A 20893-nucleotide genomic window follows, 5' to 3' on the forward strand; every position below is an offset into this window, starting at 1 on the left:
ACCTTCGGCAAGCCGATCATCGAGCACCAGGCAGTGGCCTTTCGTCTGGCCGACATGGCCACCCAGATCGCCGTGGCGCGGCAGATGGTTCATCACGCCGCCAGCCTGCGCGAAGCCGGTATGGCCTGCCTGACCGAGGCCTCGATGGCCAAGCTGTTCGCCTCGGAGATGGCCGAGCGGGTCTGTTCGGCGGCGCTGCAGACCCTGGGTGGCTACGGCTACCTCAAGGACTTTCCGCTGGAGCGGATCTACCGCGACGTGCGCGTGTGCCAGATCTACGAAGGCACCAGCGATGTGCAGCGGTTGGTGATTGCGCGCAGCATGTAAGTTGTATTCATTTCTCGAATGTACTTTCGTTCTTCCCGGCTAGGCGCAAGAGACCGTTATAAGCACGCATTTAAATTGCGTTCAGGGTCAAAATCCTTGCCTACGTTGGTGCTGACTGAAAGCTAACCCAGGGCGTATTGGCAGAAGTCGAAGATCGTTTCGCATCTGTTGGTGCGCCTCCAGCGGCCCAACACTGCGGGGTCCCGATCAAAGGAAACCTGCTCCCATGACACCTCTTTTTGGCCCACGCGTCAGCCCCGAGCTAAATGCCTAACTAAATAGTCTTAGTTGCCGCGCTGTGCATATCACACCGGCTCCAGCCCGGTAGGCATCCGACTAGGTGCATGTCAAAAATCCTCCTGATTAGCAATGATGCTCAGCCGTGCGAACCACCCGCAAGGGTTGTGGAGTGCAGGTAGTCGCGCATGCAACGTATTCAGGTCGAAGCGTCGGTTAAATCGGTACGCAAATGCGCCCAGATATCGGGCTGCATATTTACTGAAGTTGAATGCATGGTGACTCCCACTCAAGCTTGTTTTGAGGTTGCCGAGAACGGTATTGACCCACTTGAACTTGGGTCATTCTTTAGGTTTTCGTCCGGCGACCACGGTTCGGTGGGCTCGATGTATTGGCCAACAACGCGGGCGTGGGGACGTTCTGCGATGTTGAGCAGATGACGCTGGCGCAGTGGCACCACACGCTTGCCTGCAACCTGGACAGTGTATTCCTGGGCACACAGTTGGCCATCGAGCGGATGAAGGGCGAGGTCGCGTGCCCTCTTGCGATGTCCAACCGGCAACTCGCCCAGCAGGCGGAGGTGGCGCTGCGACACGTGCAGCAACGCTTGACCGAACTCGAGCAGATGAATGCGCTAGGTGTGTTCGAACAGCACCGCCTCGAAATGAGCAACGTCGGCTTGCAATCCCTTCACCGACTCGCGCAGGAACGCTTCGATCGGCTGGAGTCCTGCATCGATGAAGGCTTCTGGGAAATATCGATGTCTGAGGGTCATCTGCCGGATATGAATAGCGAACTGGTTCTCTCGTCCAGGTTGCGGGCCTTGTTCGGGCACTACGCGCCAGCCCGGTTGGACGGCTGGTTCGAGCGCCTGCATCCGGATGACCGGCAGACCCTGCGACAGGGAATGTTCGCCTATGTGAAGGGCGGCACGGGAACGGGTTGCTATCAGCTGGAGCATCGCCTGGAAGTGGCTTCCGGCGAGTATCGCTGGTTTTTGGCGCGCTACGGGATCACCCGTGATGGGCGTGGCAGGCCCAGTCATTTGCTGTGTGCACTGCGGGATATCGAGGTTGGCAGACAGCAGTCCGCCATGCTGGATACCAGCATGCTCCGTTTTCAGCTCACCCTCGAAACTATCCACGATGCGCTCTGGGATATGGAAGTCGTCGCCGGTGACCCGGTCCACCCACACAACAAGGTGTGGTGGTCTCCTCAATTTCTGCGCGTACTGGGCTTCGATGGCGGCGAGGACTTCCCGAGGGAGCTGAGCAGTTGGGCATCGCGTCTGCACCCCAGTGACCAGCCGCGTACTGTGAGCGCTTTCGCCGCCTATATGACCGATCACAAGGCTGATGCCCCCCTCGAACTGACCTACAGGTTCCAGCTCAAGAACGGGAATTACCACTGGTTTCGCGCTCGCGGGCTGGCGCAGCGGGACGCTGACGGCACGCCCTTGCGTGTGATGGGCTCGCTGGTCGACATAGAGGGCGAGCACGAGGAAAGCGAGTTGCGGCGAGCGCAGGTCCTTCAGCATGAGGCGCTGCAGGATAGCCTGAAGAAGCTCGGGGCGATCGTGACCTCGATTCAGGGGATCGCGACGCAGACCAACCTGCTTGCGCTCAACGCCGCCATCGAAGCCGCACGGGCGGAAGAACGGGGCCGGGGTTTCGCCGTAGTGGCGGACGAAGTGCGCACCCTGGCCATCCGCACCACCGAAGCGACCCGGCAGGCCAAGGAAATGATGAACGGAGGCGCATAGTCGAGGTCCCAGGGACTCCCCGCCTATTACCTGCCCTGGGGGGATGTTCAGGCGCCATCGGGGCGCCATGATGGCTACTACGTTCCCGATGCTTGGCCATCGGGCCTTGCCTGCCCAATCGCGCTGACCGTCTTGGTGAGAGGGCGGGTGTCGGAGGCGTCGATGCCAACACTTTGAAAGAGTATTGCTCTTAACCAATTCTGAGCCATTGCAACTCGCCATGAATTGAGACTCGTCATGTCGCACATTGGCCAATGCGTGACGCGATAGATGGTTGAGGTCAGCAAGAGTCAACAGAAACGTTAAGGAAGGAGACAACATTGAAGGTTGACGAGATCAATGTGCAGGGTGGCATCAACGGACGCAAGCTGCGCCTGGTCGCGGAAGGCAATGGCATTGTCAAGGCACACGCATGAAGGCGCCACAGCGCATGCTCGATGCTGCGTCCAGGCGCCACGTGACCGGTGGCGAGGTCATCGGCACGCGCGAGCCGGGTGACATCCACGCTTGGCGAGGTATTCCCTATGCCAGGGCGCCCATCGGAAACCTGCGTTGGCGTGCGCCGCGTCCTGCCATGCCGTGGAGTGGTGTATTCGAGGCCAGCACCCATGGGGCGCTGGCGCCGCAATATGCCGATCTGCTCGCTGGTGCGTCGGCGCGGGAACGAGGTCGGATCGTGGGTGACGAGAACTGCCTCACTCTCAACATTTTCTCGCCTGCGTTCGAGCCACGCGCTGTGCCGGGGGCCGGCCAGCGCCGCCCGGTAATGGTATGGGCCCACGGTGGCGGCAACAGCGTGGGCACGTCGGCCACCTACGACGCGGCGCGCAATTACGCGAGTCACGATGGCCTGATCGTCGTCACAGTCAACTACCGGCTCGGCGTGCTGGGCTGGTTCACCCACCCGGCCTTGCTTGAGGACGACGATGCTACACCCGAGGAACGCTCGGGGAACTTCGGCACCCTCGACCTGATTGCCGCATTGCGCTGGGTGCGAGACAACATCGCTGCTTTTGGTGGTGACCCCAACTGCGTGACGATTTTCGGAGAATCCGCTGGCGGGCAAAATGTGTTGACCCTGTTGGCGAGCCCGTTGGCCCAAGGCCTGTTCCATCGCGCGATCGCGCAGTCGCCGGTGACCGAGACCTTCAGCGTCGAGGAGGCGGTGAATTGGCGCGACGCCCCGCAACCCGGCCATCGCGACAGTGCCCTCGAAGTCACGGCGCGGCTGTGCGTCGCAGAGGGCTTGGCCAGCGATCGCGAAGCCGCGAAGAAGCATCTCGCCACTCTGTCAGCGGCAGACGTTGCGGCCTTTCTGCGCTCGCTCAGTCCGGCCCGGCTGCTGAGCGTCTTCACCCCCGGCAGTGTGGGTATCTACTTGGCACCGCGCCCAGTGCGTGACGGTGTGGTAATACCGCGCAAACCGCTGACCGAGGTCTTCGCCTCTGGCCACTGGAACCGCGTGCCGGTCATCCTGGGTAGCAACCGCGATGAGTACAAAGCTTTCATAGCTGACAAGCCTGAGCACTCGCGCATGCTGCTGGGCAAGCTGCCGATGCTGCGGGACCGGCGCGCCTACCTTGTCGAGGCGGAGTACATGTCAAATGCTTGGAGGGCGCTGCATATCGACGCCCCGGCCGACGCGATGCTGGCAGGCGGACACGTCGACGTATGGATCTACCGTTTCGATTGGGACGAAGCCCCTGCCATACCCTTTATTCGCCCTGACCTGCTGCTCGGCGCCGCGCACGGCATGGAGATGGCCTTCGTCTTCCGCGACACAGTGGGCGAGCTCGACATCTTCGGCGTCAATACGCCATTCAACCGGTCCGGCCGAGTCGCGTTGTCTCAGGCGATGGGAGATGCTTGGACATCCTTCGCACGCGACGGCGTACCGACGCTGCCAGGCCACGGGTGGTTGCGTCGTCGTCTCGAGTCGGAACAATCCGACTGTCTGCTTTTCGACACACCATGTCCCAGACCACTAATCGCGCGCCCAAGTGGCGTAGATGTCCATGAACAGCGAACGATCCTTGCCGGCCTGAGCCAGGTCGACCTGCGCACCGGAGCGACTGACACCATCGCGCAGGAAGCTCCATACGGCATCCTGTTCATCCACATCCACGCAACCATCAAACACCGAGAAAGTACGCGCCTTGTCGTCGTGATAGAGCTTCTCAAACCCAGCGGCGAGCACAATATCGTAGAGCCCGTGAGTCACCATGGTGCAAGCCTGCTGGAAGGCAGTGGAAGCCGTCGCGCAGGCGTTCTCCACGTTGACAACTGGAATTCGCCCGACACCCAGCCCACGCAGTACCGATTGCCCGGCGATACACACCTGACCGGTAATGACCGGTGCAGCACCAGTGCCCATCCAAGCGGCGTTAAGCTGTCCAGCCTCGATACCAGCATCGTCCAATGCCTGCTTGATCGCCTCGCGCGCCAGACTGTTCAGGCTGCGACCCAAGTGTTTGCCGAAGCGGGTCATACCTACACCAATTACATAGGCATTCTGTCGAGCGTTGCGGATCAATTGCTGATCCAGCTCCTCATTAATGTTCCCACTCATCACAACCACTCCGGGTTAATCAGGCTGTAGCCGCCTTTGATCGCAAGTACCTGGTTACAGCCGTCCTCAATCATCGAGGCACGGGCATCGCGGAAGATCTTCTCCACCGGGTACTCGCAGGTCAGGCCATTGCCGCCAAACATCTGGATAGCATCACTGGCGACCTCAAAGGCATGCTCGGTAGCAGTGACCTTGGCCATCATGGCCGCCTGCAACGCGGGCACCGGCTCGAACGCATTTCCGGCGCGTCCTTCAGATTGAAGGACGACCAGCCCCTGACATAACCGCCCAGACTGAAACCAAACTCGTCATTGCCATAGTCCATTGCCTGCCCCAGGGAAGGCAGTAGACCCAGCGGTAGCAAAGCAAAGGCCCAGGACGACTTGCAGGCCTGTCTTTTCGATTGCATCGTTAACACCTCTCATTGTTCTTATTGATGGCAGGTAAGATGTGCGCCTCATCGACAGCCAGGGTTTGAGCGCTGGCCAACTGCACAGCCAAGGCCGTGTCAGTTTGTTTTTTGTCCAAGTGGCTGAGTAGCCCATGGGATGCCACTTCCATGCTAAAGCCACAGTTGGCTCGCTCACGTTCCCAGCTGGGCGCAACCAAGGGCGGGCATACCAACAGCATTGAGCCTTTGTGTGAGCGCGCCGATGACCAATTGCGGTCATGTACCGCACGCAGCAGGTGAGCCCCCATACGGGTTTTACCTGAGCCAGTGGCATCAGCTACCAACACGCCACCAACGGTCTCCAACAAATACAGCGCCTGGCCAATACCTTTCTTTTGCGAGGGCCACAGGCTCACACCTTGATAGGCTTCCAAGCTCCGCAGATAGCTAGCCGCCCATTCGCCTTCCAACAACTCGGCGCAGGCCCGGGCTAGCGCCTCATCCCAATCGACAAACTTGAGCAGCTGCTCCAGCAAAGCCACAAGCTCGGCATTAGCGTCGACTCCGCTAGCCCAGAAGTGTTCAGCGACCGTCCAGACTTCACGAACGCGCGCTTTCTCGCCAACGTGAAAACGAGCATTTGCCTCATCCTGATAGTTCAAGCCGGGGTCAGTGAAATTGCTTGAGCCAAGCGTTACAGCCCCTTCGGTGCAATACATCTTGGCATGTACCCGGTGCCGGCCCGCGGGGTAGCGCACCTGTACGTAGCCACCACGAATTAACTCAGCACAGCGGATCAATTGGGCGCTGAGGCGCACCGAGATCCCGCGCGCCAGCCAATAGGAGCGGACCTCCGCATCGAAATTCTGTTGTTTCAGCAAGTAGCCTTGCTGCCGACTCTGACTGGGCTCCGAGCCGAGCAAGAGGCGCAACAGGCCTTTGTCCTCCCCGCGCTGGTTGATCAACTGGATGAGCTGATCAAGCCCGCTATACCCGGTGACTATCAAGGCGTCACCGGTTTCACAAAGGTCCTTGAACAGCATATTGCGGACTTTGCGCCCGGCAATATTGAGCGGCATGCGCGCTTCAACAGGTAGGTCGCCGGGCGTAGTGCTATGCATTGCCATCTGTTGTTCTCACGCGATAGCACTCCTGCTGGCCTCAAGGGCAGAAGTGCGGAATGAATAATTGGGTTGGCGACTCAGGGTTTTCTGCGCAAAGCCGAGCGCTAGCTAGGCACCGTCATAAGCGAGAATTCTGAGTTTTATTGCCTGCGGAAGTCGCATTCTGACTGACGCGAGTGTTTGGGAACGGATGGGAGGAGACCCGACAGATACAGGACGGATTTGTAGCGTCACTGTAGCTTTTTGATAGTGCGCAGATACCTGACGGATCTGTGCTTAGGTATCGCAAATAGCCCTGAGGCGTTTGCTAAACCCATTCGGCAAGGCAAATGGGTGAACGTAGAGTGCCTGTTCGGCGATCCCTTAGAATCCAATAAAATCCTATGAGATGAATTTTTTTACCAGACTTAGACCTAGCATTGCAACTGCTAAGTAAAAATTACCTTGAGCGGCTGGTCTCTGACGAAGCTTTGAATTTGAGTGAGTCTAGGTAGTTTGCCCAAACCTGCATCATTTCGCGTCGTTCCACCAAGTAGCTAGTTCGGTCGTATGCCCGGCCCAGCGGACTCTTTACGGTATGAGCCAGCTGATGTTCGAGTAGCTCGATGCGAAACCCCAGAATCTCGGCGCCAATGGTTCTTGCTGTTGCGCGAAAGCCGTGCCCGGTCATCTCGTCGCCGCTGATGTCCATTCGGCGTAAGGCGCTGAGGACGGCATTGTTGGACATCGGTCGGTCACCTCCTCGGGCCGATGGGAAGACATACCGGTGCCTGCCAGTCAGTGGTTTTAGATCGCGCAGAATGGCGACGGCTTGCCGGCTGAGCGGAACCAGGTGATCTGGCCGATCCTGTTTGGTGGTAGTAAGCCCTTTCATTTTGTGGCCAGGAATCAACCACTCGCCTGCATCAAGGTCGACCTCCAGCCACTCCATGTGTCGAAGATCTCCGGGCCTGCAGAACAGCAAAGGGGCCAGTTTCAACGCGCAACAAACAGGCAGGGTTCCGGTGTAGCTATCCAGTGCGTTCAACAGTGCGCCAAGTTTTTCAGGATCGGTCACGGCAGCAAAATGTTTCACCCGCTTGGCTGGGAGCGTGCGCGACAAATTCCCAATCTGGTTGGAAGGCGTAATGCCGGCAGCCTCGGCGAACTCGAAAATTTGCTTGTAGATCTGAGCAACACGACGCGCTGTCTCGCGGGCACCGCGCTTGATGATGCGTTGCAGATTTTCGACCAGCATGGGCGTGCTAATGCTGCTGATGGGTAGCTTTCCCAACCAGGGGTAGGCATTGAGCTCAAGGCGCTGGCGAACAGTTCGGGTGTACTCCGGGTCCCAGGAGGACTCGCGAATACTGAGCCATTGCGTGGCAACCGATTCAAAGGTGTGTTGGTGATCGAGCTGGCTGACCACTCTGGCCATGCGCCTTTGCAGCGAAGGGTCTTGGCCGCCCGCAAGCTGAGCACGAGCGTCATCACGTTTGCGGCGGGCTTCCTGCAAGCCGACTTCTGGGTAAACACCAAGAGCCAGGCGTTTTTCCTTTCCCAGAAAGCGGTACTTCAAACGCCAGTAACGGCCACCGCTGGACTGCACTTCCAGGTACAAACCCTGTTCGTCGTACAGGCGGTATGGCTTGTCTTGGGGCTTGGCGTTGCGGCAGTTGGTGTCTTTCAGGGGCATTGGGGGCACATCCTCTCCGAGCGAGCTGATGAGCGTTTTATGCCCCCATATATGCCCCCGTCAAGCGTGGGATGCCCTGGGATCAGGTGGGAAGACGTGGGCAATAAAAAAGCCGTAAAGCTTTGATTTCTCTAGGCTTTACGGCTTTCCTGGGTCTTCCTGGGAAGACTAAATGGTGGAGCCGGGGGGATCCGACCTAACTTGTCGAATCGAGCAGCGTCCATCAAGGGGTTCAAGCCGACACTAGGCGCAGGCCTCATGCTGTCTGGCTATCTCAGTGCTCAAACATAGACGCATTTTTTTGAGCGTCAAGAGCGTAACAAAAAAGATCGCTGTTTTTGAGGTAATCGTGTTGCGGTGGAGTGGGGCTATACACGCTTTGGTATCAGTTCAACTCCTGATAGGGGAGTTGAACTGGCTGGATAGGTCAAGGAGTAAGTGGCTCAGGTGCCTGGCCACAAGCCGCCTTCGTTGGCGAACATTCTTTGAGACGGAGGGCTCCGGTGATCGGGCGGTTGACGTATCCAAGCCGCGGCTACGCGATCAGCAAAACGCTTAAAGATATCGTCGTTTGCACCAAAAGGATTACGGAGGGGCTGGCCCCCAGTGGCTCATCACCTGCGGAACCTAGCCCCTATTAATCGTCGCTTTCGGTTCGTCTATGCAGAGCATTCAAGCGGGAGTCGCGCAGCAGGCGTGGCTGCCTGTTGGGGCAGTGGCGCTTTTGCCACTCAAGTGGAGTGATCTGAAACCAGCGGTTGAATGCTCGACAGAATCCACTCTGGTTTGAGTACCCCAGTAGCCCTGACATTTGCGTCATGCTGATGAACGGGTCTTCGAGGTAGCCGCAGGCCATGTCCTGGCGTGTTTCATCGAGCAGTTGCTGGAAGGAAGTGCCTTCCTGGGTCAGGCGGCGCTGCAAGGTGCGGGTATTAAGGGCCATGCAGTCAGCGACTTTCTCGACGGTAGCGCGGCCGCTGGGCAGCAGATGGCGGAGTAGTTGCCTGACGTAGCTGGGCAGGTCGTCAGCCGACAGGCGCTCCATTTTCTTCATGTGCTCGACGATCAGTTGGTGCAGCCTGATATCGGCGGCGCTGAGCGGCAACGAGAGTGCAGCGGTCGCAAATTGAAGGCCACTGCAGTGCGCCGAAAAGGTGGGCAGAAAACCGAGCGCTTGCCGATAGCTCGCCTCGTCCTGCAGAGCGGGGTGCCGTAGCAGGATAGCCCCGGGCTGCCAACCATCGCCCAGCAGGGCACGCAACAACTGCACACCGACACCGCAAGCCAGTTCCTCGGCCTGCGGCAGGCCGAGCATGTCGAGGTCGTTCACCCGGTAGCTGAGGGTGGTGGTGTCGCCGTCGATGTCGAAGCCTATGTCTGCCGCACCGTTGTACAGGGCGTAGTTGGCCCGAAGCTCGTCAAGGGCGTCGCCGACTGTTCGCGCATTTCGAATCAGATAGAGCAGTTCGCCGAAGGCATTGACGCCCTGAAAGAGCCCTAGCTGCAAGCCAAATAAGGCGTTGCCCGACTGTTGTTGGCAGATATCCAGCAGCGCGCAGTAGCGCCGGAAGGCAATGATGCCGTCAGGCCGCTTCAGGCTCTCCTGGGGCAGCGCTGCACGACGCAGCATGTCCGCCGGATTGAGCCCTTGCTGGATGGCGAACTCGGCAAAGCCGATGAGGCTGAGGGCGCGGACGAAAGGGTTGAAGGACATGGTTGGGTACTCGTCGAGGCGGCCTGGCACCGCTCAAGCGGATGGGCCGGCGGCTGGGCGTGCCGGCGAGCGCGGGGCGGTCGGTGCGGACAGCTGGTGGCGCTTCCACTGCTGTGGGCTGATGCCGTTCCAGCGCCTGAAGGCTCGGGAGAACGTGCTGAGATCGGCGTAGCCCAGGAGTCCGGCAAGCCGCGTCAGACTGAGGGACGAGTCGCGTAGGTAGCGCGCGGCCAGCGCCTGTCGCGTGTCGTCCAGCAACGTCTGAAAACTGGTGTTTTCCGCCCGGAGATAGCGTTGAAGGGAGCGGGGGCTGAGCTTCATGTGTTCGGCAACCTGCTCGATGGTCACCTGGCCACTGGGAAGCCAGGTGCGCAGCAGCTTCTGCACATAGCTGGGCAGCTCCTGCAGAGTGATCCTGGCCAGTTCTTCGAGATGGCTCTGAGCCAGTTGGCAGAGCCTCTTGTCCGCGGCACTAAGCGGGATATCCAGCAGCGTCTCGTCGAATACCCAGGCATTGACCGGGCTGTCGAAGCTGGGCGTGATTCCCAGCAGGCGGCGGTAGGTGCCGGGCTCTGCGCCGGGCGAATGCCTGAGCAGTAATCCACGCGGTTTCCAGGCGTGCTGCAGCAGACTTTGCATCAGATGGGCGCTTATCCCCATGGCCAGCTCCACGGTCTGACTGACCGAGTGGGCTTCCCCGTCCGTCACCTCGTAAAGGAGCCTTGCGTATCCGCCGTGACGCTCGAGCTGGAGCTGCGCGCCATTGCTGTGGACATGGAGGTACTGCATCAGGGCCTGCAGTGCTTCGCCCACCGAGCCGGCATTCTGGATCGCGTACCACAGGTTGCCCAAGGCCTGCGCGCCCTGTTGCAGGCCAAACTGCAGGCCAAACAGAGGGTTGGCCGAGCGCCGCGCGCACAGCTCCAGCAGGGCGTTGAATTGTACGCCGGAGATCACGCCATCCTGGGCGTCGCCGGGTAAGCCGATCTCGGCCAGGGTGGCGTGTGGATCCAGCCCTTGGGCGAGCGCGAAGTCTTCAAAGCCCAGCAGGGCGATTCCATGGACGAAGGACGCCATCGCGAATATCCTCACGATTGATAGGGTGAAGCACAGGGCCGCTGAACGCGCATTGTCGTGATCCTACAGCAAGGCCCTTGACCGGCTGCGCGGCATTGACATGATTTGAATATTTTATGGCGTGATCTGCAAAGCGCCAACCCTGGGGTCTGGTCAAAATTTCGCCATCTAACAATAAAAGACACTGCGTTTGGCTGCGGCCGAACGACGGAGGTTCGCCATGCGTCGAGTCTTCTTCGCCTGTCTGAGCGTGGCCCTGCTGGCGGGTGCCATCTACTCCTGTGAGTTCCCGGCCAGGATGAGCGCCGCCAAGCCCCAGCCGGCGTATCCGATTGCCAGCTTCGGCGACCTGTTCCGACATTTTTGACGACGCAGGTGCCGCCATGGTGTCCGGCTTGTTCGGCTCTCATGCCTTGAGCATGTGATCGACTGTTTTTTTGCCATGCAACCTGCCAGGCGCGATAGCCGGGCGCGCTATCCAAGGATCTCGAATGAGCGACCTGATTCACTACCGTCTCGACGACGGCCTGGCCCTGATCGGCCTTGACCGTGCACCGGTCAACGCCCTGGACCAGTCGATGCGAGCGGCCATTTCCGAGGCCTGCGAGCGTGCTGCAGCTGACTCCAGGGTACAGGCGATCATACTTTACGGTGTGCACGGCCTGTTTAGCGCCGGTGCCGATATTACCGAGCTCGGCACTGACATCTCCCTCGCCGAGCCGGATCTGCCCAGCACGCTGGTACGCCTGACCGAGATCCACAAGCCATTGGTGGCCGCCATCGGCCAACTGGCCCTTGGTGGCGGCCTGGAGCTGGCCCTGGCCTGCGGATATCGGATTGCTGAGCCGGGCACCCGCATTGGTTTGTCGGAAATCCACTTGGGTCTGCTGCCCGGTGCCGGTGGCACCCAGCGCCTACCAAGGCTGATTGGTGCCGAGTCGGCGCTGAATCTGATTCTTTCGGGTGAGCAGATAGGTGCTGAACGCGCTCGCATACTGGGTATTCTCGACCGCATAGCCAGTGGTGCCGACCAGTTATTGGATGAGGCGCGCGCCTACGCTTATGAGCTGATCAGTTGCTCCGCCCCGGCGCGGCCGGCAGAGGTCTGGCCCGAGCCGGCCGAGGGGCTGCCTGATGATTTCATCACGCGCTACCGTGCCGAGCATGAGTCTCGCTGGAAGAGCCGTCTGGCACCCCGCTTGGTGGTCTCCGCGCTCGAGTCTGCCTGCCTGTTACCGCTGGAGGAGGGGCTGGCGCGCGAGCTGGCGTTGTTCAAGCAGGCCGAGGCCTCCCGTCAGTCCAAGGCGCTGCGCCACGTGTTCTTCGCCGAGCGCGAGGCGGCGTGCATCCCGGGCATCGAGTCGGATCTGCCGTTGCGCAAGATCGAGAAGGTCGCGGTGATCGGTGCCGGCACCATGGGCGGCGGCATCGCCATGAGCTTTGCCAGCGCCGGTATTCCCGTGGTTCTGCTCGAACTCAGTGGAGCGGCGCTGGATCATGGCTTGATGCAGATCCGCAAGAACTATGAGGCCAGCGTCAAGCGCAGAACGCTGACCGCCCAACAACTGGAACAGCGCATGGAGCTGCTGTTCGGTACCCTCGACTACGGCGACCTGTCGGATGCTGATCTGGTCATCGAGGCCGTGGTCGAGAAGATGGAGATCAAGCAGCAGGTGTTCCGCTCCCTGGACGAGGTCTGCAAACCGGGTGTCATCCTGGCCACCAACACCTCGTCGCTGGACGTCGACGCGATCGCGGCGGCCGTCTCGCGCCCGCAGGACGTGATCGGTCTGCACTTCTTCAGTCCGGCGAACGTCATGCGCCTGTTGGAAGTCGTGCGTGGTTGCGCTACCGCGCCAGAGGTCGTGGCGACCACCATGAAGATCGCCAAGCGTATCGGCAAGCTGCCGGTACTGTCTGGCGTCTGCTTCGGCTTCATCGGCAATCGCATGCTCGAACCCTATGCCCGCGAGGCTCACCGCCTGGTGCTGGAGGGGGCAACGCCGACGCAGGTAGATGGCGTGCTGACCGGCCTGGACCTGAACATGGGTGTGTTCAGCATGCTGGATCTGGCCGGAATTGACGTGAGCTTCCTGATTCGCGACTCGAATCGCACCGCCACCGCGCACGACGACAGCTACTGCCGTCTTGGGGACGAGCTGTATGCCATGGGTCGCTATGGGCAGAAGTCGGGGAGGGGTTTTTACCTCTACGAGGGGCGTAACCGGCAAGAGGATGGTGAAGTGGTCGCGCTGTCCGAGCGCCTGGCCGCAGATCTGAATGTGAGTCGACGCAGCATTAGCGACCAGGAGATCCATGATCGTTGCCTGTTCATGCTGATCAACGAGGGCATCCAGTTGCTGGACGAGGGTATCGCCCTGCGCGCCAGCGATATCGATCTGGTGTGGATCAACGGCTATGGCTTCCCCGCCCACCTCGGCGGGCCCATGCACTACGCCGAGCATCTGGGCCTGGACAAGATCCTGAGCGGCATCCAGCACCATCGCCGTGCGCTTGGCGAGTACGGGGAGATATGGTTCCGCCCGGCGTCACTGCTGGAGCGTCTGGTGGCCGCCGGGCGCAACCGAATCGAACGGCTGTGAGTCGCGCGACCAGGGCAGACATGCAGTTTCCTGGGCGATTTCGCTAAGCGCCATTTTCTCAATGACCGGCATCCGGCACCTCATGGTGGCCGTGCCGCTCTCTATCACGTCAATCCGCCGAGCCCGGCCAGCCAGTCGATACGCCGGCTGCCGGCGCAAGACGCTTTGCATACTGTCCGAGGTCTACCGATGAGTCACGATTACGCCCAGAACTTCTCCCTCGCCAATCGCGTGGTGCTGATTACCGGTGCCTCTAGCGGCATCGGTGCGCACCTAGCGCGGCTGGCGGCTCGTACCGGTGCCTGCGTGGTACTGGCGGCGCGGCGCATCGAGCGGCTCGCACAGCTCGCTGCCGAGATCGAAGCGCAGGGCGGTCAGGCGCTGTCGGTGGTTCTCGATGTCACCGACCGGGCCAGTGTGGAGGCAGCCTTCGACGCCGCCGAGGCGCACTTCGGCGTGGTCGAGGTAGTGCTCAACAACGCCGGCATCGGCAATGGCCAGCGCCCGCTGGAGATCAGCGAAGAGGACTGGCGCGCCATGTTGTCGACCAACCTCGATGGCGTCTGGCGCGTGGCCCAGGTTGCCGCACAGCGCCTTGCTCAGGCCGGGCGCGGCGGCAGCATCGTCAACGTCGCCTCGATCCTCGGCCTGCGCGTTGGTACCGGCTACAGCCACTACTGCGCGGCCAAGGCCGGCGTGGTGCAACTGACCAAGTCGCTGGCACTGGAGCTGGCGCGCTTCGGCATCCGGGTCAACGCCATCGCCCCGGGCTATTTCAAGACCGAGATGAACGAAGCCTTCTTCGCGGGCGACGAGGGCGATGGCTACATCCGCGCCATGGTGCCCATGCGCCGGCTGGGCGAGCTGGAGGAGCTGGAAGGGCCGTTCTTGCTCCTGGCCAGTGAGGCCGGCGCGTTCATGACCGGCAGCATCCTGGCGGTCGATGGCGGTCATTTGCTCAGCAGCCTGTGAGTAGGACCAGGCCAAGGCGGCCTAAGAGGCAGCACCGCCGACCAGGAACCAGCGTTGAATTTGGGATATGCAGAGTTGTGGGAGAGACATACATGAAACGAATCTATCGGCTGATAGGGGCGGCGGCGCTTTCGATGATTGCTCTGGCGCTCGCCGGCTGTGGTGAGCAGGAGCAGGAAGCGGTCAAACCTGTCTCTCGACCGGTAAAGCTGCTTACGCTGGGTGAAACCGGGATCGGGCGAACGCTGCGTTTTCCCGGTAGCGTTTCGGCGGTCAAGCAATCGGATATGGCCTTCGAGGTCTCCGGTCGGATCATCGATATTCCGGTCACCGAGGGGCAGCGAGTCGAGGCCGGTACCGTGCTGGCACGACTCGACCCCAGAGACTACGAGGCGGAGCGGGACCGAGCGCGAGCGGAACGCAACGCCGCGCAGGTGGAGCTCAACCGTTACGAGGCGGCGTTCAAGGCAAGGGCCGTGGCGGCGCAGGAGCTGGATCGTGCCCGGCGCAACCTGGCGGTGGCCGAAGCGAACCTGCGCCAGGCCAACAAGGCCATCGAGGACACGGTGCTGCGCGCGCCCTTTGTCGGACGGGTCGCGCGCAAGCTGGTGGAAGACTTCGCCAACGTGCAGGCCAAGCAGCCGGTACTGATAGTGCAAAGCGACGATGCCATGGAGATGCGTGTCCAGGTTCCCGAAGCGCTCTGGGTTCGTTCGCAGCGGGTCGACTCGGCTGCGGATATCGAGGAGATCAACTCACAGATCCGCGTGGTGCTGAGCTCGCTGCCCGATCAACCGATTGTGGCGCGGATCACCGCTTTCGCCAGCATGGCCGACCCGGTGACCCGCACGTTTCGCGTCACCGTCGGCTTCGAACCGCCGCCCGGCAGCAGCGTCAGCCCCGGGATGACCGGGCACGTAGCCTACGACCTGCCGGCGGAGATCGCAGCGGAAGGCTTGCACATTCCCGCCGATGCGGTCGTCGCCGCGCCCGACAATACACCCTTCGTCTGGCTCTTCGATGCGCAGAGCGGCACGGTGAAGCAACACCCCGTGACGCTGGGAGCGCTTAGCGGCGACAGCGTCCTGGTGACTTCAGGGCTGAAAGTTGGCGACCGTATCGCGGTTTCGGGGGTGCACACGCTCAGCGACGGCTTCCCCGTGCACGCATTGGAGGATTGAGCCGATGGATATCGCCGCCGTCGCCATCAGGAAACGCGTAGTCACCCTGGTACTCACCGGGGCGATGCTCGTCGCCGGCCTATTGACCTATGACGGCATGAGCCGCCTCGAAGACCCGGAATTCACCATCAAGGAGGCGCTGGTCATCACGCCCTACGCGGGTGCTTCGGCCCTGGAGGTGGAGCAGGAGGTCAGCGACCGACTGGAGAAAGCCGTGCAGCAGCTCGGGCAGCTGGAGCGCGTACGCTCGAAGTCCGAGCGTGGGCTTTCGACGCTGACCGTTACCGTGAAGGACAACTACGACCGCGAGAGCTTGCCCCAGGTTTGGGATGAGCTGCGGCGCAAGATCGGCGATGTGCAGCGCGAATTGCCGCCTGGTGCCGGGCCGTCGATCGTGCTCGATGACTACGGCGACGTCTACAGCGTGTTCCTGGCGGTCACCGGCGACGGCTACAGCTATGCCGAGCTCAAGGACTACGTCGATGGGCTACGGCGCGAGCTGCTGCTGGTGCAGGATGTCGGCAAGATCACCACCTTCGGCGAGCGCCGCGAGGCCATCTTCGTCGAGTTCAACAGCGATCGTCTGTCGCAGCTGGGTCTTGCGCCTGCCGCCATCGTCGAGGAATTGCGGCAGAAAGGTGTGACGGCGGATGCCGGTCGAGCGCGAGTGGGCTCGGCCTTCGTCACCCTGGCACCATCCGGTGGGCTCAGTTCGGTCGGAGATTTCGAAGCGCTGCTGATCCATGGCGGTGACGGCCGGCAGTTCCATCTGCGTGACCTCGCCAGCGTCCGCCGCGGCTATGTGGAGCCAAGCGCCGCCGAGATCCGCTTCGACGGTCGGACCGGTATCGGCCTCGGCATTTCCACGGTCTCCGGCGGCAACGTGGTGACCATGGGCGAGGCGCTTCAGACACGCATGGCGGAGCTCGAGGGGCAGCGCCCGGTCGGTATGGAGTTTGGCATCGTGTCTCTGCAGTCGGAGGCCGTCACCACCGCCATCTCGGGTTTCGTCGAGAGCTTGCTGGAGGCGGTTGCCATCGTCGTTGCGGTACTGCTGCTGTTCATGGGCCTGCGTAGCGGGCTGCTGATCGGCTTCGTGCTGCTGTTGACCATCGCCGGTTCATTCCTGTTTCTCGAACCGATGGGCGTTGCGCTCGAGCGTATCTCGCTGGGCGCGTTGATCATCGCGTTGGGCATGCTGGTCGACAATGCCATCGTGGTGGTCGACGGCGTGCTCATCCGCATGCAGAAGGGTGAGAGTGCCGAACGGGCGGCTTCCACCGTCGTCAAGCAATCGGCCTGGCCGCTGCTCGGTGCCACCCTGATCGCGATCCTGGCCTTTGCCGCGATCGGTACCTCGAACGACGCCACCGGCGAGTTCTGTCGCTCGCTGTTCCAGGTGGTGACGGTCTCGTTGCTGCTGAGTTGGGTGACGGCGGTCACGGTGACGCCGCTGCTCTGCGTCATGTTCCTGAAAGCGCCGACGACCGATCAGGTGGATGCGGATCCCTACAGCGGCGGTTTCTACCGTCGTTACAAGGACTTGCTGCGTGCCTGTATCAGGCACCGCTATCTGAGCACGGCAAGCGTGGCCGGCCTGTTCGCCGTCTCCCTGTGGGGCTTTACCTTGGTCGAGCAGAGCTTCTTCCCCAGCTCGACACGCCCCCAGTTCATGGTGGATTACTGGCTTCCCCAGGGCTCGCATATAGACGCCACGCGCGCCGAAGCCGAGCGGGTCGAGCGCTTGCTGCTCGAGCAGGACGGGGTCACGCACGTGACCACCACCCTGGGCGAGGGCGCGCTGCGCTTCCTGCTCACCTACCAGCCGGAACAGCCCAACCCGGCTTACGCGCAGTTTCTGGTCAGCGTGGACGATCACCGCGTCATCGCCGACCTCATGGCGAAAGTCGAGACCGAACTCGCCTCCCGCTTCCCGGATGCGCTGGCCTATGCCTCGCCGTTCGAACTCGGCACGGGGGTGAGCGGCAAGATTCAGGCGCGGCTCAGCGGCCCCGACCCGGATGAGCTGCGTCGGCTCGGCGACCAGGTGCAGCAGATCTTTCGGCAAGATCCCGACGCCAAGGCGGTGCGCACCGATTGGCGGCAGCGGGTGAAACTGGTGCGAGCGAATCTGGCCGAGGAACAGGCCAACGTCAACGGCATCACCCGTGCCATGGTGGCGGCGGCGATCCGGGAAGGTTTCCAGGGCGTGACCGCGGGCGTCCATCGCGAGGCGGACTTGCTGCTGCCGATCATAGTGCGCGTCGACGAAGCGTCGCGTAACGACATCGATGGCCTGGCGAATCTGCAGATCTGGAGCCCGGTGGCGCAGAAGATGATCCCCTTGCAGCAGGTGGTGCGATCGTTCGAAACCACCTTCGAGGACGAGTTGATCCATCGGCGCGACCGCAAGCGCACGCTCACCGTCTACGCCGACCCGAGGCAAGGCAATGCGAACGACCTGTTCTCGCGGCTGCGCCCGCAGGTCGAAGCCTTGCCGCTGCCGTCCGGCTACAGCCTGGAGTGGGGCGGGGAGTACGAGGACGCCGGCAAGGCCCAGGCCGGTCTTGCCGCGACCATCCCGGTGTTTATCGCGGTCATGGTGCTGATCACCATCATGATGTTCAACACGCTGCGCCAGCCCCTGGTGATCTGGCTGTGCGTCCCGCTGGCCCTGATCGGCGTGACCGCCGGCCTTCTGCTCACCGGGCAGCCCTTCGGTTTCATGGCCTTGCTCGGTTTCCTCAGCCTGATCGGCATGCTGATCAAGAACGCCATCGTGTTGATCGAACAGATCGATCTGGAGTGCGACGAAGGCAAGGAGCTGTTGCCGGCGATCATCGATGCCGGGGCGAGCCGCCTGCGCCCGGTGGCGATGGCCGCGCTGACGACGGCGCTCGGCATGATTCCCTTGGTTTTCGATGCCTTCTTCGTATCCATGGCCATTACCATCATCGGCGGATTGTTGTTTGCGACCGTCCTCACCATGGTGGTGCTGCCGGTGTTCTATGCGCTGATCTATCGAGCGCCATGAGTCCTCCGTCTCGGCGGCCGGTAGGCCGCCGCATCGATTCGAGAGGTCATCCAGTTCAACAACCCGCAACAGATGAGACGAGCATGACGCTGACAGACCAAAGCATTGGTATCCGCACGGGCGAAGAACTCGACGCCGCCGTCATCGACGCCTACCTCAAGGCCCACATCCCCGGCCTTAGCGGCGAAGCCAGGATCAGCCAGTTCCCCGGCGGTGCCTCGAACCTGACCTATCTGCTCGAATACCCCGAGCAGGAGTTCGTCCTGCGCCGCCCGCCGTTCGGCCACAAGGCCAAGTCGGCGCATGACATGGGCCGCGAGTACCGCATCCTCAATCAGCTCAACATCGGTTTTCCGTACTGCCCCAAGGCCTATGTGCACTGCACCGACGAGTCGGTGATCGGTGCCGAGTTCTACGTGATGGAGCGGGTCAAGGGCATCATCCTGCGCTCGGACATGCCGACCGAGCTGAACTTCAGCCCCGAGCAGACCCGCACGCTGTGCAAGAGCTTTATCGACAAGCTTGTGGAGTTGCACAGCGTCGATTACCGGGCCTGCGGTCTCGGTGACCTGGGCAAGCCGGAGGGCTACGTGGAGCGTCAGATCGGCGGTTGGATCAGCCGTTACGAGAAGGCCCTGACGCCTGACGCGCCGACCTGGGAGCCGGCCAAGGCCTGGCTGCGCGACAAGATGCCGGCCGACCATCACAAGCCGGGCATCGTGCATAACGACTACCGCTTCGACAACGTGATCCTCGACCCCAGCAACCCGATGCAGATCATCGGCGTGCTGGACTGGGAACTGACCACCATCGGCGACCCGCTGATGGACCTGGGCAATACCCTGGCCTACTGGATCGAGGCGGGCGACTCGCAGCCCATGCAGTCGATCCGCCGCCAGCCGAGCAACGCCCCGGGCATGCTGAGCCGCCAGGCGTTTGCCGACTACTACGCCGAGCGCGCCGGGCTGCCTGCGATCGACAACCTGGACTATTACTACACCTACGGCCTGTTCCGCCTGGCCGGCATCGTCCAGCAGATCTACTACCGCTTTTACCATGGCCAGACGCGGGACCCGCGCTTCGCCGAGTTCATCCAGATGAACCGGCTGCTGGAGCAGGCGGCCCTGCAGGTCATATCTCGGTCGCGCTTGTAAGGCGTATTGCGCTGCCACTCGGGGGCTGCAAACCCCCGGCCGAATCGGCCGAACCGGGCGGTAAGGGCGTCGGCGCAGCGATCAGCGATCAGCGGTTCGCCACGAACAGCTTCAGCGCCTGGCAGGCCGTCTCGGTTTCGCTCTTGAGCCGCGCCGAGTCCCTATGAGCGGCCCAGGCGATGATCAGTCCGTCGACCAGTTGAATGAGCAGGCGGCTGGTCGATTGCAGGAACGCTGGGTCGAGTTGGCTGCCGATGGCCCGTTCGAGCTCGCGCTCGATGGCCTCGGAGGCAACCGCGAAGATCTTGCTCGCCATCTCGGGATTGTTACGCAGCGTCCAGTAGAAGAGCTCGGTTTGCGCCTTGGCCAGTTCAGGATGCGCGGTAAACCAGGTAATCAGATGGCGCAGCATCTCCGCCGCGCTATCGGCTGCGGTTGAACCGGCTGCCACATGCTCCAGTGCCTGATGGGGCAGGGTGAACAGCGACTCGTAGACCGCATAGAACAGCTCGTCCTTAGTGCGGAACACGTAGTGCAGCGTTGCCAGAGGACAATCCGCGGCCGCCGCGATGCGCCGAGTCGTGGCATTGGCAACGCCATGCTCGGCAATCACCTTGACGGCCGCCTCTACGAAGTCCTGTCTGCGCAATTCAGCGCCCATTCTGGCCATAGCTATCTGATCTCCTTTGACTACCTGCTTAACTGTCTTCATGGGGCTCGACGTCAACGCTGGCGGATGCTACCGCATCGGCATCCGCGAGTAATGGGTCGAGGCGTATCAATTTTTGCGCTCGTCCTCCCGGCTGGTATGCGTGCAGGTCGGAAAGACGCGAGTACCGCCTGAATAAACATAACGTTTGTTTCGTAAATACACAGATTGGTGCGCCTTGCTGACTAGGATGGTGCGTACTGGGTATTTGAGTATCGCCATCGAAGCCGCTTAAATATCATAAGTCATTGAAATTAAAGGATTCATAATAGATTTTAGGGGTGGCATGTGTTTTGCTTTGATCAATTGACTTGGTCAAGTGATCAAGTCAATTGACTAAAAGTGTGGCACAGCCCGATTCTCC

Annotated in this window: 14 protein-coding genes and 4 pseudogenes; 10 read left to right on the top strand and 8 right to left on the bottom strand. The window is 61.4% G+C overall.

The window, feature by feature from the left end; all coding sequences use genetic code 11:
• Nucleotides 1-327 (top strand): acyl-CoA dehydrogenase family protein (locus G9C89_RS22350; protein WP_256674362.1); only part of this gene is annotated, 327 nt, incomplete at its 5' end.
• A 363-nt stretch (nucleotides 328-690) separates the two neighbouring features.
• Here the strand turns inward: G9C89_RS22350 and G9C89_RS22355 are convergent.
• Nucleotides 691-938 (bottom strand): annotated as a pseudogene (locus tag G9C89_RS22355) (transposase); the annotation flags it as partial.
• 35 nt (nucleotides 939-973) lie between these two features.
• Here G9C89_RS22355 and G9C89_RS22360 point away from each other — a divergent pair.
• The 3 pseudogenes from G9C89_RS22360 to G9C89_RS22365 form a co-directional block, all read left to right on the top strand.
• Nucleotides 974-2023 (top strand): annotated as a pseudogene (locus tag G9C89_RS22360) (PAS domain-containing protein); the annotation flags it as partial.
• Between the two features lie 75 nt (nucleotides 2024-2098).
• Nucleotides 2099-2311, top strand: a pseudogene (locus G9C89_RS25645) (methyl-accepting chemotaxis protein); the annotation flags it as partial.
• A 445-nt stretch (nucleotides 2312-2756) separates the two neighbouring features.
• Nucleotides 2757-3842: pseudogene (locus G9C89_RS22365) on the top strand (carboxylesterase family protein); the annotation flags it as partial.
• 468 nt (nucleotides 3843-4310) lie between these two features.
• Here G9C89_RS22365 and G9C89_RS22370 read toward each other — a convergent pair.
• The 6 genes from G9C89_RS22370 to qhpR all read right to left on the bottom strand — a co-directional run bounded on the left by G9C89_RS22370 (nucleotide 4311) and on the right by qhpR (nucleotide 10876).
• The gene (locus tag G9C89_RS22370; RefSeq protein ID WP_172152452.1) at nucleotides 4311-4895 is read right to left on the bottom strand and encodes a thiolase family protein; all 585 of its coding nucleotides are present in this window, start codon (nucleotides 4893-4895) and stop codon (nucleotides 4311-4313) included.
• Complete coding sequence (locus tag G9C89_RS22375) at nucleotides 4895-5119, bottom strand: acyl-CoA dehydrogenase family protein (RefSeq protein ID WP_390623859.1); 225 nt, start codon at nucleotides 5117-5119, stop codon at nucleotides 4895-4897. The genes G9C89_RS22370 and G9C89_RS22375 overlap by 1 nt, the downstream gene beginning before the upstream one ends.
• Before the next feature lie 187 nt (nucleotides 5120-5306).
• Nucleotides 5307-6365, bottom strand: coding sequence for a phospholipase D-like domain-containing protein (locus G9C89_RS22380; protein WP_256674364.1), 1059 nt, complete (start codon nucleotides 6363-6365; stop codon nucleotides 5307-5309).
• 484 nt (nucleotides 6366-6849) lie between these two features.
• Complete coding sequence (locus tag G9C89_RS22385; RefSeq protein WP_172152400.1) at nucleotides 6850-8085, bottom strand: tyrosine-type recombinase/integrase; 1236 nt, start codon at nucleotides 8083-8085, stop codon at nucleotides 6850-6852.
• A 637-nt stretch (nucleotides 8086-8722) separates the two neighbouring features.
• The gene (locus tag G9C89_RS22390; protein WP_315852839.1) at nucleotides 8723-9829 is read right to left on the bottom strand and encodes an AraC family transcriptional regulator; all 1107 of its coding nucleotides are present in this window, start codon (nucleotides 9827-9829) and stop codon (nucleotides 8723-8725) included.
• 3 nt (nucleotides 9830-9832) lie between these two features.
• A complete protein-coding gene (gene qhpR, locus G9C89_RS22395) occupies nucleotides 9833-10876 on the bottom strand; it encodes an AraC-like transcriptional regulator QhpR (protein ID WP_172152402.1) in 1044 nt (347 codons plus the stop codon).
• Between the two features lie 220 nt (nucleotides 10877-11096).
• On the opposite strand from qhpR, the gene G9C89_RS22400 reads away from it, so the two are divergent.
• From G9C89_RS22400 to G9C89_RS22425, 6 genes are all read left to right on the top strand, one after another.
• A complete protein-coding gene (locus G9C89_RS22400) occupies nucleotides 11097-11243 on the top strand; it encodes a hypothetical protein (protein ID WP_172152404.1) in 147 nt (48 codons plus the stop codon).
• 124 nt (nucleotides 11244-11367) lie between these two features.
• Nucleotides 11368-13479 carry a 3-hydroxyacyl-CoA dehydrogenase NAD-binding domain-containing protein gene (locus G9C89_RS22405; protein WP_172152406.1) on the top strand — a complete coding sequence of 704 codons (2112 nt, stop codon included), beginning with the start codon at nucleotides 11368-11370 and terminating at the stop codon, nucleotides 13477-13479.
• Nucleotides 13480-13668: 189 nt separating this feature from the next.
• Nucleotides 13669-14451 (top strand): SDR family NAD(P)-dependent oxidoreductase, encoded by a 783-nt coding sequence (locus G9C89_RS22410; RefSeq protein WP_172152408.1) that lies wholly within the window; start codon nucleotides 13669-13671, stop codon nucleotides 14449-14451.
• 92 nt (nucleotides 14452-14543) lie between these two features.
• Nucleotides 14544-15632 carry an efflux RND transporter periplasmic adaptor subunit gene (locus G9C89_RS22415; protein ID WP_172152410.1) on the top strand — a complete coding sequence of 363 codons (1089 nt, stop codon included), beginning with the start codon at nucleotides 14544-14546 and terminating at the stop codon, nucleotides 15630-15632.
• A gap of 4 nt (nucleotides 15633-15636) precedes the next feature.
• Complete coding sequence (locus tag G9C89_RS22420) at nucleotides 15637-18666, top strand: efflux RND transporter permease subunit (RefSeq protein ID WP_172152412.1); 3030 nt, start codon at nucleotides 15637-15639, stop codon at nucleotides 18664-18666.
• 83 nt (nucleotides 18667-18749) lie between these two features.
• Nucleotides 18750-19820 (top strand): phosphotransferase family protein, encoded by a 1071-nt coding sequence (locus G9C89_RS22425; protein WP_172152414.1) that lies wholly within the window; start codon nucleotides 18750-18752, stop codon nucleotides 19818-19820.
• An 88-nt stretch (nucleotides 19821-19908) separates the two neighbouring features.
• On the opposite strand, the gene G9C89_RS22430 is transcribed toward G9C89_RS22425, so the two are convergent.
• Nucleotides 19909-20490, bottom strand: coding sequence for a TetR/AcrR family transcriptional regulator (locus G9C89_RS22430; RefSeq protein WP_172152456.1), 582 nt, complete (start codon nucleotides 20488-20490; stop codon nucleotides 19909-19911).
• Nucleotides 20491-20893: the final 403 nt, after the last annotated feature.

Origin of the sequence: Pseudomonas tumuqii (assembly GCF_013184545.1) — a bacterium.
GTDB classification, from domain to species: domain Bacteria; phylum Pseudomonadota; class Gammaproteobacteria; order Pseudomonadales; family Pseudomonadaceae; genus Aquipseudomonas; species Aquipseudomonas tumuqii.